The following is a 21,966-nucleotide window of genomic DNA, read 5'->3' as shown; positions in this document are numbered from 1 at the left end:
TGGCACGGTCACTGCAAAACGCATGCAGGTAATTGCAGGTATGACTCGGGCCTGCGTCTTTGCCAGGACTGAATGCGATCGCCTCAGTGTGAGGCACCCCTGGCTGCGGCCTGCAGGGCGAGATGACGCGCATAGGCGGCCTCGCCCATGGACTCGATCTGTTGCTCGATCATGACATCGAAAAGATGCAGTACAGGCTGGAAATCCACATCGGGCTCGAAAATCTCGAGCGTTCGTACGATGGCTTCCAGTGTGCTGACCGCGCCAGGTCGAATTGCACGTCGCAGTCGATAGCGTGATGGGATGCCTTCCGGCAGCACCAGGCGTGGCAGGTTTTCCAGCAATGTGTGGGAACGGACCAGGCGGCCAGCCTGGCGCCATGTGCCGTCTGGCACGACCAGCAGATCCGGCCAGGTGGCCGGGCACATTTGGCCGGTACTGGAAGCAGGTAGTGTCATGGCCTGCGAGCCGGGAAACAGCAGACAGGGGGCACGCGCCCGTGCCAGCCTCTGTGGCAGGTCCTCGAAGCTGTGGCCAATCCTGATGTCGGCCCGTTCCAGCGCCAATGCCGCCAGACGGGCCGTATTCAGTGGATGATGCTGCTCGTCAGGGTGCTGCAGAATCAGGATGGTTGTCCGGTGTGATACTGGATGGATATGCCGACAGAGACAGTGCGAGGCAGGTCGCTGGCAGCGCGCGCAGCGTGGCCGTGTTGGTGCTGTCATTGCGGCGTGTGCAGGGCCTTGATCTGCAAGGCGTAGGCTGCCAGGGGATCGGGCCAGTGCAATTCGAAGCCGCTGGCAAGCAAGCGGGCATTCGACAGACGCTTGCCGCAGGTATGCGGTTGTGCATCTTCGGCAGGTGCGGGTGCGCCGAGCATGGACGCCAGTGCTTCATAGAAGGTCCGCATGGATTGCGGTTGTCCATCGCTGCCGATATAGCAGGATGCAGCCTCGGGCAGTGCCAGGAGATGCACGCAGGCGCGCGCGGCATCTTCGATATGGATACGGTTGATCCAGCGTGGCCGTGCCACGGGGGGAACGTGTGCATGGCCTGCCAGCAGTCGACGCAGCAAGTGCGTGCGTCCGGGGCCATACAGGCCGGCACAGCGCAGCGTGACGGTACGGGCAGGGAGCTGTTGCTGGAAGTGCTGTTCGGCTTCCAGCAGGATCTGTCCATTGAAGCTGTCGGGTTCTGCCTGTGTCTGCTCGTCGGTCCAGGCTGGTGCTGCGGTCGTATCCATGCAGTCGTCCGCATAGACGGCAGTGGAAGAAACGAAGAGCAGGCGTTCGAGCGCTGTTGCATCGAGTCCTGCCAGCAGTATGTCCGGTGCCGTGATGAAGATGCGCCGGTAGGCGTCGGCATCACGTGCATCCGGGGTGGCGGTGTAGAGAATATGGGTTATGCCGCTAGGTAATGCTGCAATGCAGGCCGGGTCGGTCAGGTCGCCTGCCAGCCATTCGATATGGCCGGCTGTGGGTGGCGGCTGGCGGCGCACGCCGATGACCCTTGCGTTGGGAAAACGCGCCAGGAAATGGCCGGCAGCCCGCTGTGCCAGATCGCCGGCACCTGCCAGCAGCAGCGTCTTGCGGGCCGCCATATGCCTTTACTTGTCGCTGTCGTGCTTGAGTTGCGGCAGCGGGGCATTGCCACTGGCCGACAGCAGGCCTGTTTCGACATAGGTGAACAGCTTGGCGCGGGTGTCGATGATATCCAGGTTGCGCATGGTGAGCTGGCCGATGCGGTCCTGCGGCGAGAAGCTGGACTCACCCTTTTCCATGGTCAGGCGCTCGGGCATGTAGGTCAGGTTGGGCGACTCGGTGTTGAGGATCGAGTAGTCGTTGCCGCGACGCAGTTCGAGCGTGACTTCGCCGGTGATGGCGCGGGCCACCCAGCGCTGTGCGGTTTCGCGCAGCATGATGGCCTGAGGGTCGAACCAGCGGCCCTGGTACAGCAGACGGCCCAGGCGCAGGCCGTTGATGCGATACTGCTCGATGGTATCTTCGTTGTGGATGCCGGTCACCAGGCGCTCGTAGGCAATGTGCAGCAGTGCCATGCCCGGGGCTTCGTAGATGCCGCGGCTCTTGGCCTCGATGATGCGGTTCTCGATCTGGTCGCTCATGCCCAGGCCGTGGCGGCCACCGATGCGGTTGGCTTCCAGGAACAGCTCGACCGGGTTGGCGAAGGTCTGGCCATTGAGTGCGACCGGCTGGCCTTCCTCGAAGCGGACAGTCACGGTTTCGGGCTTGACCTCGACATCGTCGCGCCAGAAGGCCACGCCCATGATCGGCTGGACGATCTTCACGCCGGCACTCAGGTATTCGAGATCCTTGGCTTCATGGGTGGCGCCCAGCATGTTGGAATCGGTCGAGTAGGCCTTTTCCGCCGACATCTTGTAGTCGAAACCATGCTGCTGCATGTATGCCGACATTTCCGAACGGCCGCCGAGTTCGTCGATGAAGGCCTGATCCAGCCAGGGCTTGTAGATACGCAACTGGGGATTGGTGAGCAGGCCGTAGCGGTAGAAACGCTCGATGTCGTTGCCCTTGAAGGTGCTGCCGTCACCCCAGATGTGGACGTCGTCCTGCTGCATGGCGGCGACCAGCATGGTGCCGGTCACGGCGCGCCCCAGCGGTGTGGTGTTGAAGTAGGTAATGCCACCTGTGGAAATGTGGAAGGCACCACATTGCAGGGCGGCAATCCCTTCGGCTGCCAACTGGCTGCGGCAGTCGATCAGGCGGGCATCTTCAGCGCCGTAGGCCTTGGCGCGCTGGGGGATCGAATCGTAGTCGGATTCATCGGGCTGACCCAGGTTGGCCGTGTAGGCGTAAGGGATGGCACCGTTGTTGCGCATCCAGAGAATGGCGGCGCTGGTGTCGAGGCCGCCGGAAAAAGCGATACCGACCTTCTGGCCGGCGGGAAGATGCGGAAGAATGGTGCTCATAATGCTCTTAGCCTGATGAAATTCGAAAAAATGAATGCGGGCAGGATGAACCTGTCGGTGCGGCTGTCCATGTGAATCGTGACAAGCCTAGCGTCAACCCGTGATTTTAGCGCGTTTGTGCCGTGCTGCCCCGTTGCGGGCGGCACGGCAGGCTCTGTCAGTTCTGCTGGCCGAGCAGCAGGAACTCCATCAGCGCCTTCTGGACATGCAGGCGGTTTTCGGCCTCGTCCCAGACCACGCTTTGCGGGCCGTCGATCACATCGCCGGTGACTTCCTCGCCGCGATGGGCCGGCAGGCAATGCATGAAGATGGCATCGGCAGCGGCAGCGGCCATCATCTCGGCGTCCACGCACCAGTCCTTGAAAGCGGCGCGACGGATGTCGTTTTCCTGCTCGTAGCCCATGCTGGTCCAGACATCGGTCGTGACCAGATGCGCACCCTGGCAGGCCTGCTCGGGATTGTCGAATTCGCGCAGCACCTTGGGATCGGGGTGGCCGATGCGTTCGTGGTCGAGACGGTAGCCCTCGGGGGTAGATACATGCAGGGTGAAGCCGAGCAGTTCTGCCGCCTGCAGCCAGGTGTACGACATGTTGTTGGCATCACCGATCCAGGCCACCGTCTTGCCGGCGATGTCGCCGCGATACTCGATGAAGGTCATGATGTCGGCCAGGATCTGGCAGGGGTGGAACTCGTTGGTCAGACCGTTGATGACCGGCACGCGCGAGTGCGCCGCGAAGCGTTCGATACGGGTCTGCTCGAAAGTGCGGATCATGACGATGTCGACCATGCGCGAGACGACGCGGGCAGTATCCTCGATGGGTTCCGAGCGACCCAGCTGCGAGTCGTTGGTGGTCAGGTGGATGACTGAACCGCCAAGCTGGTACATGCCGGCTTCGAACGAGACGCGCGTGCGGGTGCTGGCTTTTTCGAATACCAGCGCCAGGGTGCGGTCATGCAGCGTATGGTGGGGCTGGTAGCGCTTGAACTTGTTCTTGATCAGTGCGGCACGGGCCAGCACGTAGCGGATCTCGTCGGCCGAAAAATCGCGCAACTGGAGAAAATGCCGCAGCGGTGCGGCTTGCGAGGGTGCGGGAGGTGTCATGGCAATGAATCCTTCGGTAGCGTGTCCCGCCCTGCTGCCAGGGCGGGATATCGGGCGTACGGTTTTCAGGCGGCGAGAAAGTCCTTGATCAGCGGCACCAGGGTGGCGACGATGTGGTCGGCTTCCTCGCGCTTCAGGATGAGCGGAGGCAGCAGGCGCACGACCTTGTCGCGGGTGACGTTGATCAGCAGGCCTGCCTCGGCGGCCTTGGCAACCAGAATGCCGCAGGGGCGATCCAGTTCGATACCCAGCATCAGGCCACGCCCTCGGACTTCGATGACGCCAGCGGTGCCGGCCAGTGCCTGGCCCAGCGCTTCCTTGAGGTAGGTGCCGACCTGGGCGGCGTTCTCGAGCAGTTGCTCTTCTTCCAGGGCCGACAGCACGGCCAGGCCAGCGGCACAGACCAGCGGGTTGCCGCCGAAGGTACTGCCGTGGTTGCCAGGGCCGAACACGCCTGCGGCCTTGCCGGCCAGTACTACTGCGCCGATGGGCACGCCACCGGCCAGGCCCTTGGCGAGGGTCATGACATCGGGACGGATATCGGCCCACTGGTGGGCAAACCACTTGCCGGTACGGCCGACGCCGGACTGGACTTCGTCGATCATCAGCAGCCAGCCGCGCTCGTCGCACAGCTTGCGCACGGCGCGCAGGTAGTCGAGGTGGCTTTCGCGGATGCCGCCTTCGCCTTGCAGGACTTCAAGCAGGATGGCATTGACGCGGGGCTCGGCAGTGGCCGCATCGACGATGGCCTGCAAGTCGTTCTGCGGTACGTGGATGAAGCCGGTGGGCAGGGGCGTGAAGCCCTTGCTGGCCTTGGCGCTGCTGGTGGCGGCCAGGGTCGCCAGCGTGCGGCCATGCCAGGCCGAGTCCAGCGTGATGATGTGGGCGTGTTCGTTGCCGTTCTGGTGGCCGTAGAGACGGGCCAGCTTGATGGCGATCTCGTTGGCCTCGGAACCGCTGTTGCAGAACGCGACTTCCTGCATGCCGGACAGCATGGCAATGCGTTCGGCCAGCGCCGTCTGCTGCGGCACTTCGTAGATGTTGGACGTGTGGATCACGCGCGCGGCCTGCTCGGCGATGGCCGAGACCAGGCGCGGGTGTGCATGCCCCAGGCAGGAAACGCCGATCCCAGCCAGGCCGTCGAGGTATCGTCGGCCATGCTCGTCCCAGAGCCAGACTCCTTCACCGTGGGTGAAGGAAATGGGAAGGCGGGCGTAGATATTGGCTAGGGGAGATGACATACCTCAATGCTCCAGGCAGGACGTTGAAAGAAAGCCTGATCGGGCTTTCAGGAAAACTCTAATCATATACAATTCGCTACGCGGACGACACAGGAACTGCGCATTCTTCGCGCAGCTATCGTTATTTCCGTCGCCCGACTGCAAAAGAGTGGCTATGACAGAACAAGCGCGGCAATTGATCATTCATGGTACGACACTGGCGGGGCATCGTTTCAGGCCCAGCGACTGGGCCGAGCGACTGGCCGGTGTCATGTCCCAGTTCCGTCCGGCAGGGTGTGCCGGCAGCCATCTGACCTATTCTCCCTATGCTGTGCCGCGCGTGATCAATGGTGTCAACTGCGTCGTGGTCGATCATCGCCTGCGTGCGCTGGAGCCGCTGGCATGGAAATTCGTGATCGAGTTTGCTCGCGACAATAGCCTGACCATCGAAGGCGAGCTGGAATGAGAAAGGAGCCCGTCAGGGCTCCTTTCTCATTGGGCTGACAGGATTCAGACGGGTGTCAGCACCTTGCCTGTCTCGAAGAATGCCTGCAGGTTGTGCAGGACCAGCTCGGCCATGGCGGCACGGGTTTCGTGAGTGGCGCTGGCGATGTGCGGTAGCAGCACCACGTTGTCGAGTGCGCGCAGCGCGGCAGGTACCTGGGGTTCGTGCTCGAACACGTCCAGGCCGGCGGATCGCAGTTTTCCCTGTTGCAGCGCCTGGATCAGGGCCGCTTCATCGACGACGCTGCCACGCGAGATATTGACCAGGATGCCGTCCGGGCCGAGTGCCTCGAGCACCGGTGCATTGACCAGGTGCTGCGTGCCGGCACCGCCAACAGTGGCAATCACCAGGAAATCGGCCCAGGCCGCGAGCGAGACAAGACTGTCAGCGTATGTCCAGGGCACATCGTTGCGTGCATGGCGGTTGTGGTAGCGGATATCCATGTCGAAACCCTGGCCTCGCCTGGCAATGGCTTCGCCGATGCGACCCAGCCCCAGGATGCCGAGTTTCTTGCCACTGACGCGGTTGCCCAGGGGAAAGCTGCCATGTACCTGGCCCCAGTGTCCTTCACGCACGAAGCGATCTCCCTGGGCGATGCGGCGCGATGCGGCGATCATCAGTCCCCAGGCTGTGTCGGCCACGCAATCGGTCAGTACATCGGGCGTGTTGCTGACCAGCACGCCACGCTCGCGTGCGGCGGCGATGTCGATGGAGTCATAGCCGACGCCCCAGCTGCAGATTGCCTTGAGTGCCGGCATGGCCTCCATGATCTGGCGCGTGCAGCCGTGGTTGGCTGTCGTGACGATGGCGGTGATGTCGCCGGCCTTTTCCTGAAGGGCTGTGACGGGATCAGCCTCTTCCCAGAGTCGGAAAGGCTCGAAATGGGCGTCGATCAGCGGTTGGGCGACGGGCGAGCCGCTGAGCGGCCCGATCTGGACGATGCGGGGTTTTGATGCGGGTGCCATGATGATGCGATCCGGGTTGAAAACCCAAGTGTGGCACGATCAGGCAAATAGCAAAAGCCCCTCTGGTAGGGAGGGGCTTCATACGGCATCCGTCAGGGACGGAAAGGGATCAGGCCAGTGCCTTGATCGCGGCTGCCAGGCGGCTCTTGTGGCGAGCGGCCTTGTTCTTGTGGATGATGTTCTTGTCAGCCACGCGATCGATCACGCTGCTGGTTTTTTGGTACACGGCAGCAGCTTGCTCCTTGTCACCGCTTTCGATGGCCTGGCGCACACGCTTGATGGAGGTGCGCAGCATCGAACGCAGGCTGGAGTTGTGTGCGTTGAGTGCAACGGATTGACGGGCGCGTTTACGTGCTTGTGCGGTGTTTGCCATGTGTGTGTACTTTGAGAACTTTAGAAGAACACGCTGAGCCAGCGGCGCAACGCATATCGTAATTAGCAAAACTATAGATTATATCAGCCTGCGCCGGGCATGCAACTGTCACTGTTGGAATCTCGCACGGGTGAGGTCGCGCGGGCGCAGTCCGAACAGGGCCAGCACACCGAAATAGGTGGCTGCGGCTGCGCCGATGACACCGCACAGCAGCCCGGCACGCAGCCAGGGCCGGGGCTGCAGGCCGATCCAGTCGATGTGTGCATTCAGAAAATGGAGGGCCGCGCCCATGGCCAGCAGGGCCGGCAGCAGGCGCAGCATGAAGCCGAACCAGCCCGGGGCGGGCTGGTAGCTGCCATGGCGACGCAGTCCGATCAGCAGCAGCAAGGCATTGAGGCAGGCACCCAGTCCGATGGCCAGCGCCAGGCCGGCATGGGCGAGGCGAGGTACCAGGGCGATATTGAGCAACTGGGTGGCGATCAGGCAGATGATGGCGATCTTGACCGGTGTGCGGATATTCTGGCGGGCATAGAAGCCCGGGGCCAGGATCTTGATGGACAGCAGGCCGGCCAGTCCCGCGCCATAGGCCATGACGGCGTAACGTGTCTGGAGTACATCGGCAGCGCTGAAGGCTCCATAGTGGAACAGCGTGGCAACCAGACCTTCCGACAGCAGGGCCAGTCCAAGCATCGCCGGCAGTCCCAGCAAGAGTACCAGCCGCAGGCCCCAGTCCAGCAGGTTGCTGTAGTCCCTGGTATTGCCGGAGGCATGCGCCCGCGACAGGGCAGGCAACAGCACGGTGCCCAGGGCAACGCCGAGCAGGGCACTGGGGAACTCCATCAGGCGATCGGCAAAGGAGAGCCAGGTCACGCTGCCCGGCGTCAGCCAACTGGCGATATTGGTATTGATGAGCAATGAAATCTGGGCGACCGATACACCCAGCACGGCTGGCAGCATCTGGCGCAGGATATGCCGCACGGTGGGGTCCTGCCAAGCCGCGCGAGGCGTAGCGCGCAGCAGGCGGGGCGTCAGCCCCAGCCGGGCCAGGGCCATCCACTGGACAGCCAGCTGGAGCGCGCCGCCGACCATGACGCCGATGGCCAGTGCATAGACAGGCGGATCCATGTGCGCCGACAGCAGCAGGCTGGCTGCGATCATTGACAGGTTGAGCAGCACCGGCGTGAAGGCCGGTACGGCAAATTTCTTCCAGGTATTGAGCACTCCGGAGGCGAAGGCCACCAGCGACATGCAGAGGATATAGGGGAACATGGCCCGGGTCATCCATACGGCAGCATCGAAGCCGTCGGTATTGCCCGAGGCGCGCAGGCCGCTCGCCATGGCGGAGACGACCCAGGGTGCGGCCAGGATGCCCAGCAGGGTGACGGTCATCAATGCCAGCGTCAGGATCAGGGCGACGCGGTCCAGCAGCATGCGAACTGCGTCGTCGCTGCGCTCGGTGCGCGCAGCCCCCAGGATCGGGACAAACGCCTGTGCAAAGGCACCTTCGGCAAACAGGCGGCGCAGCAGGTTGGGGATGCGGAAGGCGATCCAGAACGCATCGGTGAGCGGTCCGGCACCGAAGGCGCGGGCAATCAGGATATCGCGGACCAGGCCCGTGATACGCGAAACCATGGTCAGGCTGCTGACGGTGGCAGCGGAACGGAACAGACCCATCGAGTTATCTGGCTGGTGTTATTTCGGGGGCATCCTGATGGCACCATCGAGACGGATGGTTTCGCCATTCAGCATGTCATTGACAATGATCTGGTGCACCAGCCGGGCATAGTCTTCGGGACGGCCCAGGCGTGGCGGAAAGGGAATGGAGGCGGCCAGGCTGTCCTGGACCTCCTGTGGCATGCCTGCCATCATGGGTGTGGCAAAAATGCCAGGGGCGATGGTCATGCAGCGGATGCCGTCGCGGGCCAGGTCACGGGCAACCGGCAGGGTCAGCCCCACGATGCCGGCCTTGGAGGCTGCATAGGCTGCCTGGCCGATCTGGCCGTCGTAGGCCGCCACGGAAGCGGTATTGATCAGCACACCGCGCTCCCCCGTGGTTTCCGGCGTGTTGAGCGCCATGGCCGCCGCCGCCAGCCGGATCATGTTGAAGGTGCCGATCAGATTGACGGCGATCACTTTCTGGAACATGTCCAGCGTGTGGGGACCGTTGCGGCCGACAGTGCGGGCGGCCGGTGCGATACCGGCGCAATTGACCAGGCCGGCAAGCGGGCCCAGTTCGAGCGCGGCGGCAATGGCAGCCTGCGCATCGTCTTCGCGCGTCACATCGCAATGTACGTAATGTTGTCCCAGCTCCTGCGCTAGTACACGCCCGGCCTCATCCTGCAGGTCGGCCAGCACGATGTGGGCACCATGCTCGGACAGCATGCGTACGGTGCCGGCGCCCAGGCCTGAGGCACCGCCGGTCACGACGAAAACCTTGTCAGCGATCTGCATGGGCGCACTCCTGTCGAGGGAACGGGACGGCTCCGTATGCCTGCTGGCAGGCGGAGCCGGGATGACTGGATTCAGTCCTTGAGGGCTGCAAAAATGCGCTCGCGGATTTGATCCACGCTGCCGACACCCTGGACGGTGCGGTAGCGGGGCGCGCGTACCGGTTCGGCTGCGGCCCAGGCCGAATAGTAGTCTACCAGCGGACGGGTCTGGTTTTCATAGACATTGAGGCGGTTGCGCACCGTCTCTTCCTTGTCGTCGTCGCGCTGAATCAGCGGCTCGCCGGTTTCGTCGTCCAGCCCTTCGGACTTGGGCGGGTTGAAACGGATATGGTAGCTGCGGCCGCTGGGCTGGTGAACACGGCGACCGCTGATGCGGTCGATGATGTCTTCGCCCGGTACCTGGATTTCGACGACGTAATCCAGATCGACGCTGGCATCCTTGAGCGCATCGGCTTGCGGAATGGTGCGGGGGAAACCGTCGAACAGGTAGCCCTGGGTACAGTCCGGCTGCTGCAGGCGATCCTTGACCAGGCCGATGATGATGTCGTCGGACACCAGGCCACCTGCATCCATGATCTTCTTGGCTTCGATGCCCAGGGGCGTGCCGGCCTTGACGGCAGCGCGCAGCATGTCGCCCGTGGAAATCTGGGGAATGCCGTAGTGCTGGGTGATGAAGGCGGCCTGGGTGCCTTTACCGGCACCGGGGGGGCCAAGCAGAATAAGACGCATGATGACTCCTGATTGGATTGAGACAAAGTATGAATTTCGGGTCTGCTGCATTATGCCGCAATGCAGCAAACGATGCGGCGATCCGGACTGCGCGTTTACCCTAGGTCGGTCTGGCAAAATGGTGCCGGATCCGTTCCAGGTCTGCCGGGGTGTCGATGCCGGGCAGGGCAGGCTGCGCTGTTTGGTGGACAGCGATGCGGTAGCCGTGTTCGAGTACGCGCAGTTGTTCAAGGGATTCGATCTGTTCGAGCTGGCCGCGCGCGAGCGTGGGGTAGCGGCGCAGGAAGCCGGCCCGATAGGCATACAGGCCGATGTGTTGCCAGCCAGACAGCGAACCCGGCAATGCCATGCCTGCCTGGTGCGCGGCCAGGGTATCTCGCGCCCAGGGGATCGGGGCACGCGAGAAATACAACGCATGGCCGCTGTTGTCGCAGACCACCTTGACGATGTTGGGATCGAACAGATCCTCGGCGCGGCGGATCGGGCTGGCGCAGGTCGACATCACGGCATCGGGGCTGTCGGCCAGCAGTTGGGCAGCCTGGCGTACCAGTTCAGGTTCGATCTGGGGCTCGTCGCCCTGCACGTTGACGATGATCTGCTCGTCATCCAGTGCCAGCAGGTCGCAGGCCTGTGCCAACCGGTCGGTGCCGCTGGGATGATCGTTGCGTGTCATCAGGGCCTGGCCGCCGTGGCGTTGCACGGTATCGAAGATCCGCGTATCGTCGGTCGCGACCCATACGCCGAGCGCGCCGGCCTTTTCGGCCTGGCGGACCACACGCACGATCATGGGCAGGCCGGCAATGTCGGCCAGCGGCTTGTCAGGCAACCTGCTGGAGGCGGCCCGGGCCGGAATGATGACGTGAAAGCTCATTCATCGGCCGCCAGCGGACGGGCCTCGCTTTCGAGCAGGACGGGGATGCCATCCCGGATCGGGTAGGCCAGCCGGGCTGCCCGCGAAACCAGTTCCTGCTTCTGGCGGTCATACTCGAGCCTGCCTTTGCAGACAGGGCAGACCAGGATATCGAGCAGACGAGCTTCCATAATTTGAATTGCCTTGAAAATGCAGTCGGCGCAACAGGCGCGGCGACGGTTGCATTAGTGTATGACAATTTTTTGGAGGAGGTCTTGAGGAAACGCAGGATCCGAGAAGCGGGCATCGACGTCCAGATACCACAGGCGAGGATCCTCGATATGGCGGCATTTGACCGCATCCTTGGCTGTGATGAGGATGATATCCGCGTCGATATCCAGAAAAGGGGATTCGCTGTAGGGATAATGATCAGGCAGGGCAACGGTCTGTGCCAGCCGGATGTCGTGACGGGTAAGCGTGTCGAAGAAGCGGGAGGGTTGGCCGATGCCGGCAACCGCTGCGACCCGGGCGCTGGCAGACTGCATAGCCAGGTCGGCCAGTGTACGGTGTGCCGCGTCATGAACGTGGATGAACTCGCCAGGTTGCAGGTGCATGGTGATACGGTGTGGCGCTCTGCCTGCATGCCGGGAAGGGGCCGGCTGCTGTCCGGGCGGCAGGTTGTCGATCACGACATCGACCTGTGCCAGCCGGCCGACAGGTTCGCGCAAGGGGCCGGCAGGCAGGAGCCAGCCATTGCCCGAGCCACGCTCATCCTGCACGACGATTTCCAGGTCGCGTTGCAGGGCCAGGTGCTGCAGCCCATCGTCCGAGACGATGATGTCCGTATCGGGAAAAGCCTGCAGCAGGGTGCGCGCCGCCAGTACCCGCAGTGGATGTACCGAGATCGGAGCATGGGTTTTCTGGCTGATGAGGGCTGGTTCATCCCCGAAGTCTGCGGGGGCAAGCGCGCCCCGGCCGGTCCTGGGCAATGCACCTGGTTCCACACCATAGCCGCGGCTGATCACCCCCGGATGATAGCCCTGTGCCTGCAGTGCCTGGACCAGCGCGATGACGACCGGAGTCTTGCCGGTGCCGCCCACGTACAGGTTGCCCACGACGATCACAGGTACTGGTGCGCGCCAACTGAAGCGCCAGCCATGCCTGTAGGCCTGCCGCTTGCCGGCCACGACCAGGGCGGTGAGCAACGAAAGGGGATAAAGCAGGCAGGCCAGCCAGCCGCGACGCAGCCAGTGCCGATGTACAAAGGCGTGCAGCTTCATTGTTGCTGGGTGGCAAAGGCAATGCGGCTGAGGCCGGCCTGGCGGGCCGCTTCCATGACGGTCACCACGGATTGGTGTGGTGCCTGGGCATCGGCATGGATGATCAGCATGGCATCGCTGTGGCCGTTGGCGCGTGCCCGCAGGGCTGCAACCACTTCGGCGGGGCCGCTTGCCGAGAGCAGTTCACCATCCAGAGCGTACAGGCCGTCGCTGCTGATGGCGAAGATCAGTGCGTTGTGGGTGCTGTCGGCACTGGCCTGGGCCGAGGGCAGTGCAACGTCGAGCTGGCTGAAGCGTGCGAAGGTGGTGCTCGTGGCCAGGAAAATCAGCATGACGAGCAGGACGTCGATCAATGGGATGACATTGATTTCAGGTGTGTCGTCTCTGGAGGAAGTACGGCGAAAATTCATTGGGCGGCGCTGGCGCGGGTCAGGGTGCTCAGCCGGGCGGCCTGGCGTTCCATTTCGTCGAGGTAAGTGTCTGTCCGCGAGCGGAAGTAGCGATGGGCGACCAGGGCCGGGATGGCAATGAGGATACCGAAAGCCGTATTGTAGAGCGCAACCGAGATGCCGCGTGCCATCTGGGTCGGATCGCTGCCGGTCGGGGTCCAGGCACCGAAGATCTCGATCATGCCGATCACGGTGCCGAACAGGCCCATCAGTGGCGCGGCGACGGCGATCGTTGCCAGCGCGGGCAGGTAGCGCGAGAGCTGGAAGGCAACCGCGTGGCCGGCGTCTTCAACATACTGACGTTGTCGCTCAGGGGTGTCGGCGCGATGTTCCAGCACGGCTGCCAGCACCACGCCCAATGGAGAGGTGTCGTGCAGGCGGGAAAGCGCTTCCGGATGTGTCTGGCGACGCTGCAGCATGTCGGCAGCCTGTTCGGCCAGGCCGGCGGGCAGGATGCGTGTCCGTCGCAACGACAGGCTGCGCTCGATGATCAGCGCAAGCGTGAGAATGGAGGTGGCAAGCAGGGGCCATACCGGCCAGCCGGCGGCGACGATCAGTGAGAACAACGGGCGCTCCGGTCGTGTGGACAAAGAATAGTCGTGACTGTAATGGTGCGCCGACCAAGAGGCAAGTCCGGTGGGTGGAAAACTATCCACAAAAATTGTGGATAAGTCTGTGTGAAACTTCGTGAAATTGCATGGTGGCGGTGTGCGGGGCTGGCATGCTGAAAAAATGAGCAAAATCTTGTTTTTTATTAATTTTGTTTAAAATCAATGTGTTGTGATCTTTTGTTCAGGTTTGGGCTGATGTTTTGATGGTTTTCGAATGCGTTGTATCATGCGCCTGCGTTCGCGCTTTTCTGTGGATAGCCAGGCCTGTCGTTGCGGGTTTGCTTTGAAATCAAGGGGTTGTTTTGACGTCCGCCATCCTGAGTGTTTCTCAGTTGAATCGCCTGGTCGCCGGGCAGTTCGATGCCATGCCAGCAGTCCAGGTGGCCGGTGAGGTATCCAATTTCACCTGCGCGGCATCGGGGCACTGGTACTTCACGCTCAAGGACGATCGCGCCTCCGTGCGCGTGGTAATGTTCCGTGGTCGGGCATCTGCCGTAGGCTTCATGCCCAGGGCCGGCGATCGCGTCGAGATCCGTGCGCGGGTTACGCTTTACGAACCGCGGGGCGATTACCAGTTGCAGGCCGAAGGGATGCGCCGGGCAGGCCTGGGTGATCTCTACGAAGCATTCCTGTTGCTGAAGGGGCGTCTTGAGGCAGAGGGCTTGCTGGATGCCGCGCGCAAGCGCGAACTGTCGGTCTGGCCACGTGCCATCGGTATCGTGACCTCGCTGCAGGCGGCTGCGTTGCAGGATGTGCTGACAGCCTTGCGGCGGCGCGTGCCTCATATTCCCGTTTACATCTATCCTGCGCCTGTCCAGGGCACCGATGCTGCTGCACGGCTGGTGCAGGCGCTCGACCAGGCGCAGCGCCACGCCGAGGCCGATGTCGTGCTGCTGGTGCGGGGCGGTGGCAGCATAGAGGATCTCTGGTCGTTCAATGACGAAGGACTGGCGCGTGCCATCGCAGCCTGCGATATTCCCGTAGTGAGCGGGGTGGGGCATGAAACGGATTTCACGATTGCCGACTTTGTCGCGGATCTTCGTGCCCCCACGCCGACAGCGGCAGCCGAACTGTGCTGTGAGCCGCGCCAATACTGGCTGGATCGGGTCGGCAGTGCCGCGGCGCGCATCGCCCAGGCGCAGCGGCGTCAGCATGAGCGGGCGGCGCAACGGCTTGACCGAGCCGTTGCATCCCTGCTTTCGCCTGCGCAGCAACTGGCATTGCAGCGCCAGCGTCTGCTCATGGCCTGTCACCGCCTGCAGCGTGCCTGGCGAGGAGGGGTGTCAGTTTGGGCCGGTCGGCTGGAAGCGCAGCGTGCCCGCTTCGGTGCGCTCGATCCCAGGCTGGCATTGCAGCGTGGCTATGCCATTGTGCGGGATGGAGAAGGGCATGTGTTGGAGCGCGGCGCAGGGCTGGCTGCCGGGGATCGCGTCAGCATCGAGTTTGCTGCCGATACGGCCGAGGTCAGCATTGCTGCCATCAGACACGGCACCAAGCCTTAGGTCTATACGCCTTGGTGCGATATCTTAATTCGGTAGCCCGTTCAGTTGCGCGTTACCTGACAGGTGGCGCGTAGCGAACCAGCCCTGTTCCATCTCGAGTGCGTAGCGGACGGGCTCGGCAGAGCAGTGGGGTGTTTCGGTATAGGGAGCCATGTCGGCGATATTGGCGATCGTGCCATCGTCGCGGATGAAGGCAATGCTCAGCGGCAGGGGGGTATTGCGCATCCAGAAGCACAGCGTGTCGGGTGTCGGGTAGACAAACAGCATGCCGTGATTCGGAGCCAGTTCTTGCCTGAACATCAGTCCGCGTTGCCGCGTGGCATCGTTGTCGGCGACTTCGGCGTGGATCAGATGAATGCCCGCATTCATCCTTATAATGGACAGCGTCGGATTGGGATTGCCCGCTGGCGCGGCATGGCTGTAGAACAGTCCGGAGCCGGCCAGCAGAATGAAAAAGAAGACCCTGCGTACAGCACATCGTAGATGTGCCATGCGCAAAAGTCTTCCACAGATCATGGGATCTGAATTGAGGTGCACGCGATTCAGGCCGAGGTGATATTCAGGGCTTGCTTGCCTTTCGGCCCCTGGATAATCTCGAATGCAACGCGCTGGCCTTCCTTGAGGGTCTTGAAGCCATTCATCTGGATCGACGAGAAATGTGCGAACAAGTCTTCGCCGCCATCTTCGGGTGTAATAAAGCCGAAACCCTTGGCATCATTAAACCATTTGACGATGCCCAGGGACTTGGGGGAAGAGTCTCCGAGCGTGGGGGTGGTGTCTAACATGGGAACTGCCTCTGAAATCGAATTGATACTAAAGATCCTTGCAACGGGGGGATGTTGCGCCGATCTTTATTCCTGATGCATCAACTCCGTGATCAAGAAAATCAGGAATACTGAATCATCTGACGATTTAAGGGTAAACGTCAAGTATGGAAACCACGAATATCATAAAATAATGTGGATGTGATTATTCATATATATAAATATGGCTGCTGATTTGCAATTGAACCCTGTGGTGGAAAGCCATCAGGCACAGGTGGGGCCACCCCCCATGTACCAGGTTGTCCTGCTCAATGACGACTATACGCCGATGGACTTCGTGATCATGATTTTGCAGAAGTTTTTCGCCAAGACCGACGAAGAGGCGACGCATATCATGCTGCGCGTGCATCATGATGGACGGGGTGCCTGTGGTGTCTTCAGTCGCGACATTGCCTCGACCAAGGTGTCCCAGGTCGTGCGTTGTGCCCGCGCCAGCCAGCACCCTTTGCAATGTATTATGGAAACTGTCTGAAACTTGCCTGTCTGTGTCGATGGCGTCAGCCCGGTTTGAGCATAGAATACAGGCTGGCATGTCGCTTCAGAGAATGACGGAGGAAGCGTGATTTCCCAGGAACTAGAAGTCAGTCTGCATCTGGCCTTTGTCGAGGCACGTTCGGCACGGCACGAATTCATCACGGTCGAGCACCTGCTTTTGTCACTGCTCGACAATGGCGCTGCGGTCGATGCGCTGCGTGCCTGCGCAGCCAATGTCGATGAGCTCAGGCGCCATCTCCGGCAGTTCGTGGCCGAGAATACGCCTGTCGTGCCCGAAGGGCATGAGGTCGATACACAGCCCACGCTAGGCTTTCAGCGGGTCATCCAGCGTGCGATCATGCATGTGTCCTCCAGCGGCACATCCAAGAAAGCCGTCAATGGTGCCAATGTACTGGTGGCGATTTTTGGCGAAAAAGACTCGCATGCCGTATTCTTCCTGCAGCAGCAGGGCGTAACCCGGCTGGATGTGGTCAATTTCCTGTCGCACGGCATCACGCGTGTCTCGGCGCCTGAAGAGCCGGTGGCCAGCCCCCGGCCGGCTTCGGCACCGGGCAGCGCGGCCGAGAGCGATGGCAAGCAGACCCCACTCGAGCAGTATGCCCAGAATCTCAACCAGCAGGCCGAAGACGGTCGTATCGATCCGCTGATCGGTCGCGACGAGGAAGTCGAGCGCGTCATCCAGGTACTGTGTCGCCGCCGCAAGAACAATCCTCTGCTGGTGGGCGAGGCCGGTGTCGGCAAGACCGCCATAGCAGAGGGCCTGGCCTGGCGGATTACCCAGGGCGACGTGCCTTCCGTGCTGGCCGACGCCCGTATCTATGCGCTCGATATGGGTGCGTTGCTGGCCGGCACAAAATATCGCGGGGATTTCGAGCAGCGCCTCAAGGCCGTGCTCAAGCAGATCCGCGATACGGCCCAGGCAGTGCTGTTCATTGACGAGATCCATACGCTGATCGGTGCCGGCTCGGCCTCGGGCGGTACGCTCGATGCCTCCAACCTGCTCAAGCCGGCCCTGTCGTCCGGGCAGCTCAAGTGCATCGGTGCGACTACTTATACCGAGTATCGCGGCATTTTCGAGAAAGACCAGGCGCTGTCGCGCCGTTTCCAGAAAATCGATGTGCCCGAGCCCAGCGTCGAGCAGACCATCCAGATTCTCAAGGGGTTGAAAACCCGTTTCGAGGAGCATCACGGTGTACGCTATTCGGCAGCTGCCCTGGTGGCTGCGGCAGAACTGTCGTCCCGGCACCTGAACGACCGACATCTGCCCGACAAGGCCATCGATGTCATCGACGAGGCCGGGGCTGCACAGCGCCTGCTGCCCAAGTCGCGCCAGAAAAAAGTGATCGGCAAGGGCGAGATCGAGGCCATCGTGTCGCGCATGGCCCGCATCCCGCCGCAATCGGTGTCGACGGATGATCGACATCGGCTGGCAACGCTCGAACGCGACCTCAAGGCGGTGGTGTTCGGTCAGGATATGGCCATCGAGGCCCTGGCAGCTGCGATCAAGATGGCACGCTCGGGGCTGGGCAAGCCGGACAAGCCGATTGGTGCCTTCCTGTTTTCGGGGCCGACTGGCGTGGGCAAGACCGAAGTGGCCCGTCAGCTCGCCTTCACGCTGGGTATCGAGTTGCTGCGCTTCGACATGTCCGAATATATGGAGCGGCATGCCGTGTCGCGCCTGATCGGGGCTCCTCCCGGCTATGTCGGTTTCGACCAGGGGGGCTTGCTGACCGAGGCCGTCACCAAGCAGCCGCATTGCGTCCTGCTGCTCGATGAAATCGAGAAGGCGCATCCGGATGTATTCAATATCCTGCTGCAGGTGATGGATCACGGCACGCTGACCGACAACAACGGGCGCAAGGCCGATTTCCGCAATGTCATCCTGATCATGACCACCAATGCCGGTGCCGATGCCATGAACCGCCGCGCCATCGGCTTTTCCGGGGCGCACAAGCAGGGCAATGAAATGGCCGACATCCAGCGCGCCTTCACGCCCGAGTTCCGCAATCGGCTGGACTCGATCATTCCGTTTGCGCCGCTCGATCGCCAGGTCATCCTGCGCGTGGTCGACAAGTTCCTGATGCAGCTCGAAGACCAGTTGCACGAAAAGCGGGTCGATGCGGTGTTCTCCGAACGCCTGCGCAGCTATCTGGCCAAGCATGGTTTCGATCCGCAGATGGGCGCGCGTCCCATGCAGCGCCTGATCCAGGATACGATCCGGCGTGTGCTGGCCGATGAACTGCTGTTCGGCAGGCTGGCGTCGGGTGGCAATGTCACGGTGGATCTCGACGAGCACGACAAGGTTTTCCTGTCGTTTCCCGATGCGCCACAAGCCGTGCCCGAGCAGGAGGCTGCGCTGACCGATTGATGCGAGGTGCAACCCTAGGGTAAACACCGATCAGGCCGGGTTGCACCTCGCCTTATACTCTGTTATCTGATTGATTCAATACTAAAATTCAGGTGCAGAGACATGGCCAGTACGACGCTGGGTATCAAGGTGGACAGTGCCTTGCGTGAACGGTTGAAGGCGGCGGCAGAGCAACTGGGCCGTACGCCTCACTGGTTTCTCAAACAGGCCGTGATCGCCTATCTTGAGCAGGTCGAGGCAGGTCGCCTGCCGCCGGAGCTGGCTCATCTGCTGGGCCAGGACGGGGTGCAACTCGATGTTGGTGCCGGTGCTACTGCCCTGGCGCTGCCAGTAGGCCAGGCCATCCAGCAACCCTTTTTCGAATTTGCCCAGGGCGTGGCGGCGCAATCCGTGCTGCGTGCTGCCATTACTGCGGCCTACCGTCGTCCCGAACCCGAATGTGTACCGTTGCTGATCGAGCAGGCGCGCGATCTGGTGACGCCCAGGGTGACCGCGCTGGCCAAGAAGCTGGTGGTGGCCTTGCGCGGCAAGCGGCGCAGCGGCGGTGTGGAAGGACTGGTGCAGGAGTTTTCCCTGTCGAGCCAGGAAGGTGTGGCCCTGATGTGCCTGGCCGAGGCGTTGCTGCGCATTCCTGACCGCGCTACGCGCGATGCACTGATCCGCGACAAGATCAGTGGCGGAGACTGGCAGGCACATGTCGGGCATTCCGCTTCACTGTTCGTCAATGCAGCGACCTGGGGGCTGGTGCTGACTGGCAAACTGGTCAGCACCAACAGTGAACAGAGCCTGTCCAGGGCGCTGACGAAGCTGATCGGCAAGGGTGGCGAGCCCTTGATCCGCAAGGGTGTGGACATGGCCATGCGAATGATGGGCGAGCAGTTCGTCACCGGCGAGCGTATCTCTGAAGCACTGGCCAACAGTCGCAAGTTCGAAGCCATGGGATTTCGCTATTCCTACGATATGCTGGGCGAGGCTGCCACCACATCCGCGGATGCGCAGCGTTACTACGATGCCTACGAGCAGGCGATCCACGCCATCGGCATGGCATCGAACGGGCGCGGCATCTACGATGGTCCTGGTATTTCCATCAAGCTCTCGGCGCTGCACCCGCGCTATGCCCGCGCCCAACAGGAGCGTGTCATGGCCGAGTTGTTGCCTCGTGTACTGGCTTTGGCGCAATTGGCCCGCCACTACGATATCGGCATGAATATCGATGCAGAGGAGTCTGACCGGCTGGAGATCTCGCTCGATCTGCTCGAGGCCCTGTGCTTTGACGACACCCTGCAGGGCTGGAATGGTATCGGTTTCGTGGTGCAGGCCTACCAGAAGCGTGCGCCGTACGTGATCGACCATGTGATCGACCTGGCGCGCCGCAGCCGGCATCGTGTCATGGTGCGGCTTGTCAAGGGTGCCTATTGGGACAGCGAGATCAAGCGTGCCCAGGTTGATGGCCTGGAGGGCTATCCGGTCTATACGCGCAAGGTCTATACAGACCTGTCCTACCTGGCCTGTGCACGCAAGCTGCTGGCTGCACCCGAAGCAGTCTTTCCGCAATTTGCCACGCACAACGCCCAGACGGTGGCCACCATTTATCACATGGCTGGACAGAATTATTATGCTGGCCAGTACGAATTCCAGTGCCTGCACGGCATGGGCGAACCGCTTTACGAAGAGATCGTGGGGCCGGTGGCGCAGGGCGGACTCAACAGACCCTGTCGCATCTATGCGCCGGTCGGCACCCACGAAACCCTGCTGGCCTATCTGGTGCGGCGGTTGCTCGAGAACGGTGCCAACACTTCGTTCGTCAACCTGATCGGCAATGCCAATATCGATATCGCCACGCTGGTGGCCGATCCCGTGGAGCAGGCGCTCAGGCTGTCGCCTCCCGGCCTGCCGCACGAGCGAATTCCCTTGCCCAGGGATCTGTTCAGGATCGATGGCCAGGGGCGGCTCAATGCGTCCGGCATCGATCTTGACAATGAACAGCGCCTGGCATCGCTGGCACCGGCCTTGCTCGGCAGCGGCACCCAGCATTGGCGTGCAGCGCCGATGCTGGGTGATGTGGAAACCGCCTGGGATGATGGCCGCAGTCGTGCCGTGCCGAATCCTGCCGATCACCGGGATATCGTGGGCCACGTGATCGATACCGGCCCGGATGAACTGGAGCGCGCCTTGCGCATGGCGACGCACAGTGCACCGATCTGGCAATCCACCCCCGTCTCGGAGCGGGCCCAGTGCCTGATGCGGGCTGCCGACCTGCTGGAGGCGCGCATGGCGCACCTGCTGGGGCTGATCGTGCGCGAAGCAGGCAAGACCTTGCCCAACGCCGTGGCCGAGGTTCGGGAGGCTGTTGACTTCCTGCGCTACTACGCAGATCGCATCCAGCAATCCTTCTCCAACGATACGCACCGGCCGCTGGGCGTAGTGTTGTGCATCAGCCCCTGGAATTTTCCGCTGGCGATCTTCACGGGGCAGGTGGCCGCGGCACTGGCAGCAGGCAATACGGTGCTTGCCAAGCCTGCGGAGCAGACCTGCCTGGTGGCGGCGCAGATGATCGGGATTCTGCATGAGGCCGGTATCCTGCGGGGGGCCGTGCAGATGGTGCCGGGTGATGGCGAGCATGTCGGGGCCGCACTGGTGGCCGACCGGCGAATCCATGGCGTGATGTTTACTGGTTCGACCGAAGTGGCGCAAGGCATTGCCTGCGCTCTGGCGCAACGTCTTGATGACCGTGGGCGCACGATTCCCCTGATCGCTGAAACCGGTGGACAGAACGCCCTGATCGTCGATTCCTCGGCCCTGGCCGAGCAGGTCGTGGCCGATGTGCTGGCATCGGCCTTCGATTCGGCGGGGCAGCGTTGTTCGGCACTGCGGCTCCTGTGCCTGCAGGAAGAGATTGCCGATCGCACGCTGGCCATGCTGCGCGGGGCCATGCGAGAACTGATCATCGGTAATCCAGACAGACTGCAGACAGATGTCGGGCCGGTGATCGACCAGGTGGCCCAGGAATCCATTCTCGGTTACATCGAGACCAGGCGTGCGCAGGGCTGTGTGGTTGACCAGGCTGTGCTGCCCGAGCAGGGATTGCCGGGTACGTTCGTCGCTCCGACTCTGATCGAGATCGACGCCGTATCGCGGCTGGGACGCGAAGTGTTTGGCCCGGTACTGCATGTGTTGCGTTACCGGCGCGAGGCACTGGGCACACTGATCGACGATATCAATGCCACTGGCTACGGGCTGACTTTCGGTGTGCATACGCGCATCGACGAGATGATCGAGTTCGCCACGCAGCGGATCCG

The 21,966-nt window shown here is 62.2% G+C and carries 22 protein-coding genes; 5 read left to right on the top strand and 17 right to left on the bottom strand.

Annotated features, from left to right (window positions below; genetic code table 11):
* Positions 1 to 83 precede the first annotated feature (83 nt).
* From ABN482_RS02565 to ABN482_RS02545, 5 genes are all read right to left on the bottom strand, one after another.
* A complete protein-coding gene (locus ABN482_RS02565; RefSeq protein WP_349502522.1) occupies positions 84 to 725 on the bottom strand; it encodes a tRNA-uridine aminocarboxypropyltransferase in 642 nt (213 codons plus the stop codon).
* Positions 722 to 1,600: an NAD-dependent epimerase/dehydratase family protein gene (locus ABN482_RS02560; protein ID WP_349502521.1), complete on the bottom strand. Its 879-nt coding sequence runs from the start codon at positions 1,598 to 1,600 to the stop codon at positions 722 to 724. Before ABN482_RS02560 ends, ABN482_RS02565 begins: the two co-directional genes overlap by 4 nt.
* 6 nt (positions 1,601 to 1,606) lie before the next feature.
* Positions 1,607 to 2,944, bottom strand: a complete 1,338-nt coding sequence (gene argG / locus ABN482_RS02555; protein ID WP_349502520.1) for an argininosuccinate synthase — start codon at positions 2,942 to 2,944, stop codon at positions 1,607 to 1,609.
* A gap of 157 nt (positions 2,945 to 3,101) precedes the next feature.
* Entirely contained in the window at positions 3,102 to 4,046 is a 945-nt protein-coding gene (gene argF, locus ABN482_RS02550) for an ornithine carbamoyltransferase (protein WP_349502519.1), read from the bottom strand.
* Between the two features lie 65 nt (positions 4,047 to 4,111).
* Positions 4,112 to 5,287 (bottom strand): aspartate aminotransferase family protein, encoded by a 1,176-nt coding sequence (locus tag ABN482_RS02545; protein ID WP_349502518.1) that lies wholly within the window; start codon positions 5,285 to 5,287, stop codon positions 4,112 to 4,114.
* Between the two features lie 154 nt (positions 5,288 to 5,441).
* Between ABN482_RS02545 and ABN482_RS02540 the strand changes: the two genes are divergently transcribed.
* Positions 5,442 to 5,732, top strand: coding sequence for a DUF3579 domain-containing protein (locus tag ABN482_RS02540; protein ID WP_349502517.1), 291 nt, complete (start codon positions 5,442 to 5,444; stop codon positions 5,730 to 5,732).
* A 44-nt stretch (positions 5,733 to 5,776) separates the two neighbouring features.
* Here the strand turns inward: ABN482_RS02540 and ABN482_RS02535 are convergent, their stop codons facing one another.
* From ABN482_RS02535 to ABN482_RS02490, 10 genes are all read right to left on the bottom strand, one after another.
* Positions 5,777 to 6,736, bottom strand: coding sequence for a 2-hydroxyacid dehydrogenase (locus ABN482_RS02535; RefSeq protein ID WP_349502516.1), 960 nt, complete (start codon positions 6,734 to 6,736; stop codon positions 5,777 to 5,779).
* A gap of 109 nt (positions 6,737 to 6,845) precedes the next feature.
* Positions 6,846 to 7,109 (bottom strand): 30S ribosomal protein S20, encoded by a 264-nt coding sequence (gene rpsT, locus ABN482_RS02530; RefSeq protein WP_349502515.1) that lies wholly within the window; start codon positions 7,107 to 7,109, stop codon positions 6,846 to 6,848.
* A gap of 108 nt (positions 7,110 to 7,217) precedes the next feature.
* Complete coding sequence (murJ, locus tag ABN482_RS02525; RefSeq protein WP_349502514.1) at positions 7,218 to 8,783, bottom strand: murein biosynthesis integral membrane protein MurJ; 1,566 nt, start codon at positions 8,781 to 8,783, stop codon at positions 7,218 to 7,220.
* 18 nt (positions 8,784 to 8,801) lie between these two features.
* Positions 8,802 to 9,560 (bottom strand): 3-hydroxyacyl-CoA dehydrogenase, encoded by a 759-nt coding sequence (locus ABN482_RS02520; protein ID WP_349502513.1) that lies wholly within the window; start codon positions 9,558 to 9,560, stop codon positions 8,802 to 8,804.
* A gap of 71 nt (positions 9,561 to 9,631) precedes the next feature.
* On the bottom strand, positions 9,632 to 10,288 hold the full coding sequence (gene adk / locus ABN482_RS02515) for an adenylate kinase (RefSeq protein WP_349502512.1): 657 nt from the start codon (positions 10,286 to 10,288) through the stop codon (positions 9,632 to 9,634).
* Positions 10,289 to 10,388: 100 nt separating this feature from the next.
* Entirely contained in the window at positions 10,389 to 11,159 is a 771-nt protein-coding gene (gene kdsB / locus ABN482_RS02510) for a 3-deoxy-manno-octulosonate cytidylyltransferase (protein WP_349502511.1), read from the bottom strand.
* Positions 11,156 to 11,329 carry a Trm112 family protein gene (locus tag ABN482_RS02505; protein WP_109061573.1) on the bottom strand — a complete coding sequence of 58 codons (174 nt, stop codon included), beginning with the start codon at positions 11,327 to 11,329 and terminating at the stop codon, positions 11,156 to 11,158. The genes kdsB and ABN482_RS02505 overlap by 4 nt, the downstream gene beginning before the upstream one ends.
* A gap of 54 nt (positions 11,330 to 11,383) precedes the next feature.
* Entirely contained in the window at positions 11,384 to 12,418 is a 1,035-nt protein-coding gene (lpxK, locus tag ABN482_RS02500; RefSeq protein WP_349502510.1) for a tetraacyldisaccharide 4'-kinase, read from the bottom strand.
* Positions 12,415 to 12,828 (bottom strand): ExbD/TolR family protein, encoded by a 414-nt coding sequence (locus ABN482_RS02495; RefSeq protein WP_349502509.1) that lies wholly within the window; start codon positions 12,826 to 12,828, stop codon positions 12,415 to 12,417. Before ABN482_RS02495 ends, lpxK begins: the two co-directional genes overlap by 4 nt.
* On the bottom strand, positions 12,825 to 13,433 hold the full coding sequence (locus ABN482_RS02490; RefSeq protein ID WP_349502508.1) for a MotA/TolQ/ExbB proton channel family protein: 609 nt from the start codon (positions 13,431 to 13,433) through the stop codon (positions 12,825 to 12,827). The genes ABN482_RS02495 and ABN482_RS02490 overlap by 4 nt, the downstream gene beginning before the upstream one ends.
* Before the next feature lie 347 nt (positions 13,434 to 13,780).
* Here ABN482_RS02490 and xseA point away from each other — a divergent pair, with 347 nt between their 5' ends.
* Positions 13,781 to 14,980, top strand: a complete 1,200-nt coding sequence (gene xseA, locus ABN482_RS02485) for an exodeoxyribonuclease VII large subunit (RefSeq protein WP_349502507.1) — start codon at positions 13,781 to 13,783, stop codon at positions 14,978 to 14,980.
* 24 nt (positions 14,981 to 15,004) lie between these two features.
* Here xseA and ABN482_RS02480 read toward each other — a convergent pair whose 3' ends face one another.
* Positions 15,005 to 15,472 (bottom strand): DUF192 domain-containing protein, encoded by a 468-nt coding sequence (locus ABN482_RS02480; RefSeq protein ID WP_349502506.1) that lies wholly within the window; start codon positions 15,470 to 15,472, stop codon positions 15,005 to 15,007.
* A 50-nt stretch (positions 15,473 to 15,522) separates the two neighbouring features.
* The gene (locus tag ABN482_RS02475) at positions 15,523 to 15,765 is read right to left on the bottom strand and encodes a cold-shock protein (protein ID WP_109061568.1); all 243 of its coding nucleotides are present in this window, start codon (positions 15,763 to 15,765) and stop codon (positions 15,523 to 15,525) included.
* A gap of 196 nt (positions 15,766 to 15,961) precedes the next feature.
* On the opposite strand from ABN482_RS02475, the gene clpS reads away from it, so the two are divergent.
* The 3 genes from clpS to putA form a co-directional block, all read left to right on the top strand.
* Positions 15,962 to 16,276, top strand: coding sequence for an ATP-dependent Clp protease adapter ClpS (gene clpS / locus ABN482_RS02470; protein ID WP_502877224.1), 315 nt, complete (start codon positions 15,962 to 15,964; stop codon positions 16,274 to 16,276).
* Positions 16,277 to 16,363: 87 nt separating this feature from the next.
* The gene (gene clpA / locus ABN482_RS02465) at positions 16,364 to 18,667 is read left to right on the top strand and encodes an ATP-dependent Clp protease ATP-binding subunit ClpA (protein WP_349502504.1); all 2,304 of its coding nucleotides are present in this window, start codon (positions 16,364 to 16,366) and stop codon (positions 18,665 to 18,667) included.
* 102 nt (positions 18,668 to 18,769) lie between these two features.
* Positions 18,770 to 21,966 (top strand): trifunctional transcriptional regulator/proline dehydrogenase/L-glutamate gamma-semialdehyde dehydrogenase (gene putA / locus ABN482_RS02460; protein WP_349502503.1); only part of this gene is annotated, 3,197 nt, incomplete at its 3' end.

Source organism: Corticimicrobacter sp., from assembly GCF_040137905.1.
Lineage (GTDB): Bacteria > Pseudomonadota > Gammaproteobacteria > Burkholderiales > Burkholderiaceae_B > Corticimicrobacter.
Note: the sequence above shows the minus strand (reverse complement) of the source record. Positions and strands in the feature narration are given on the sequence as shown.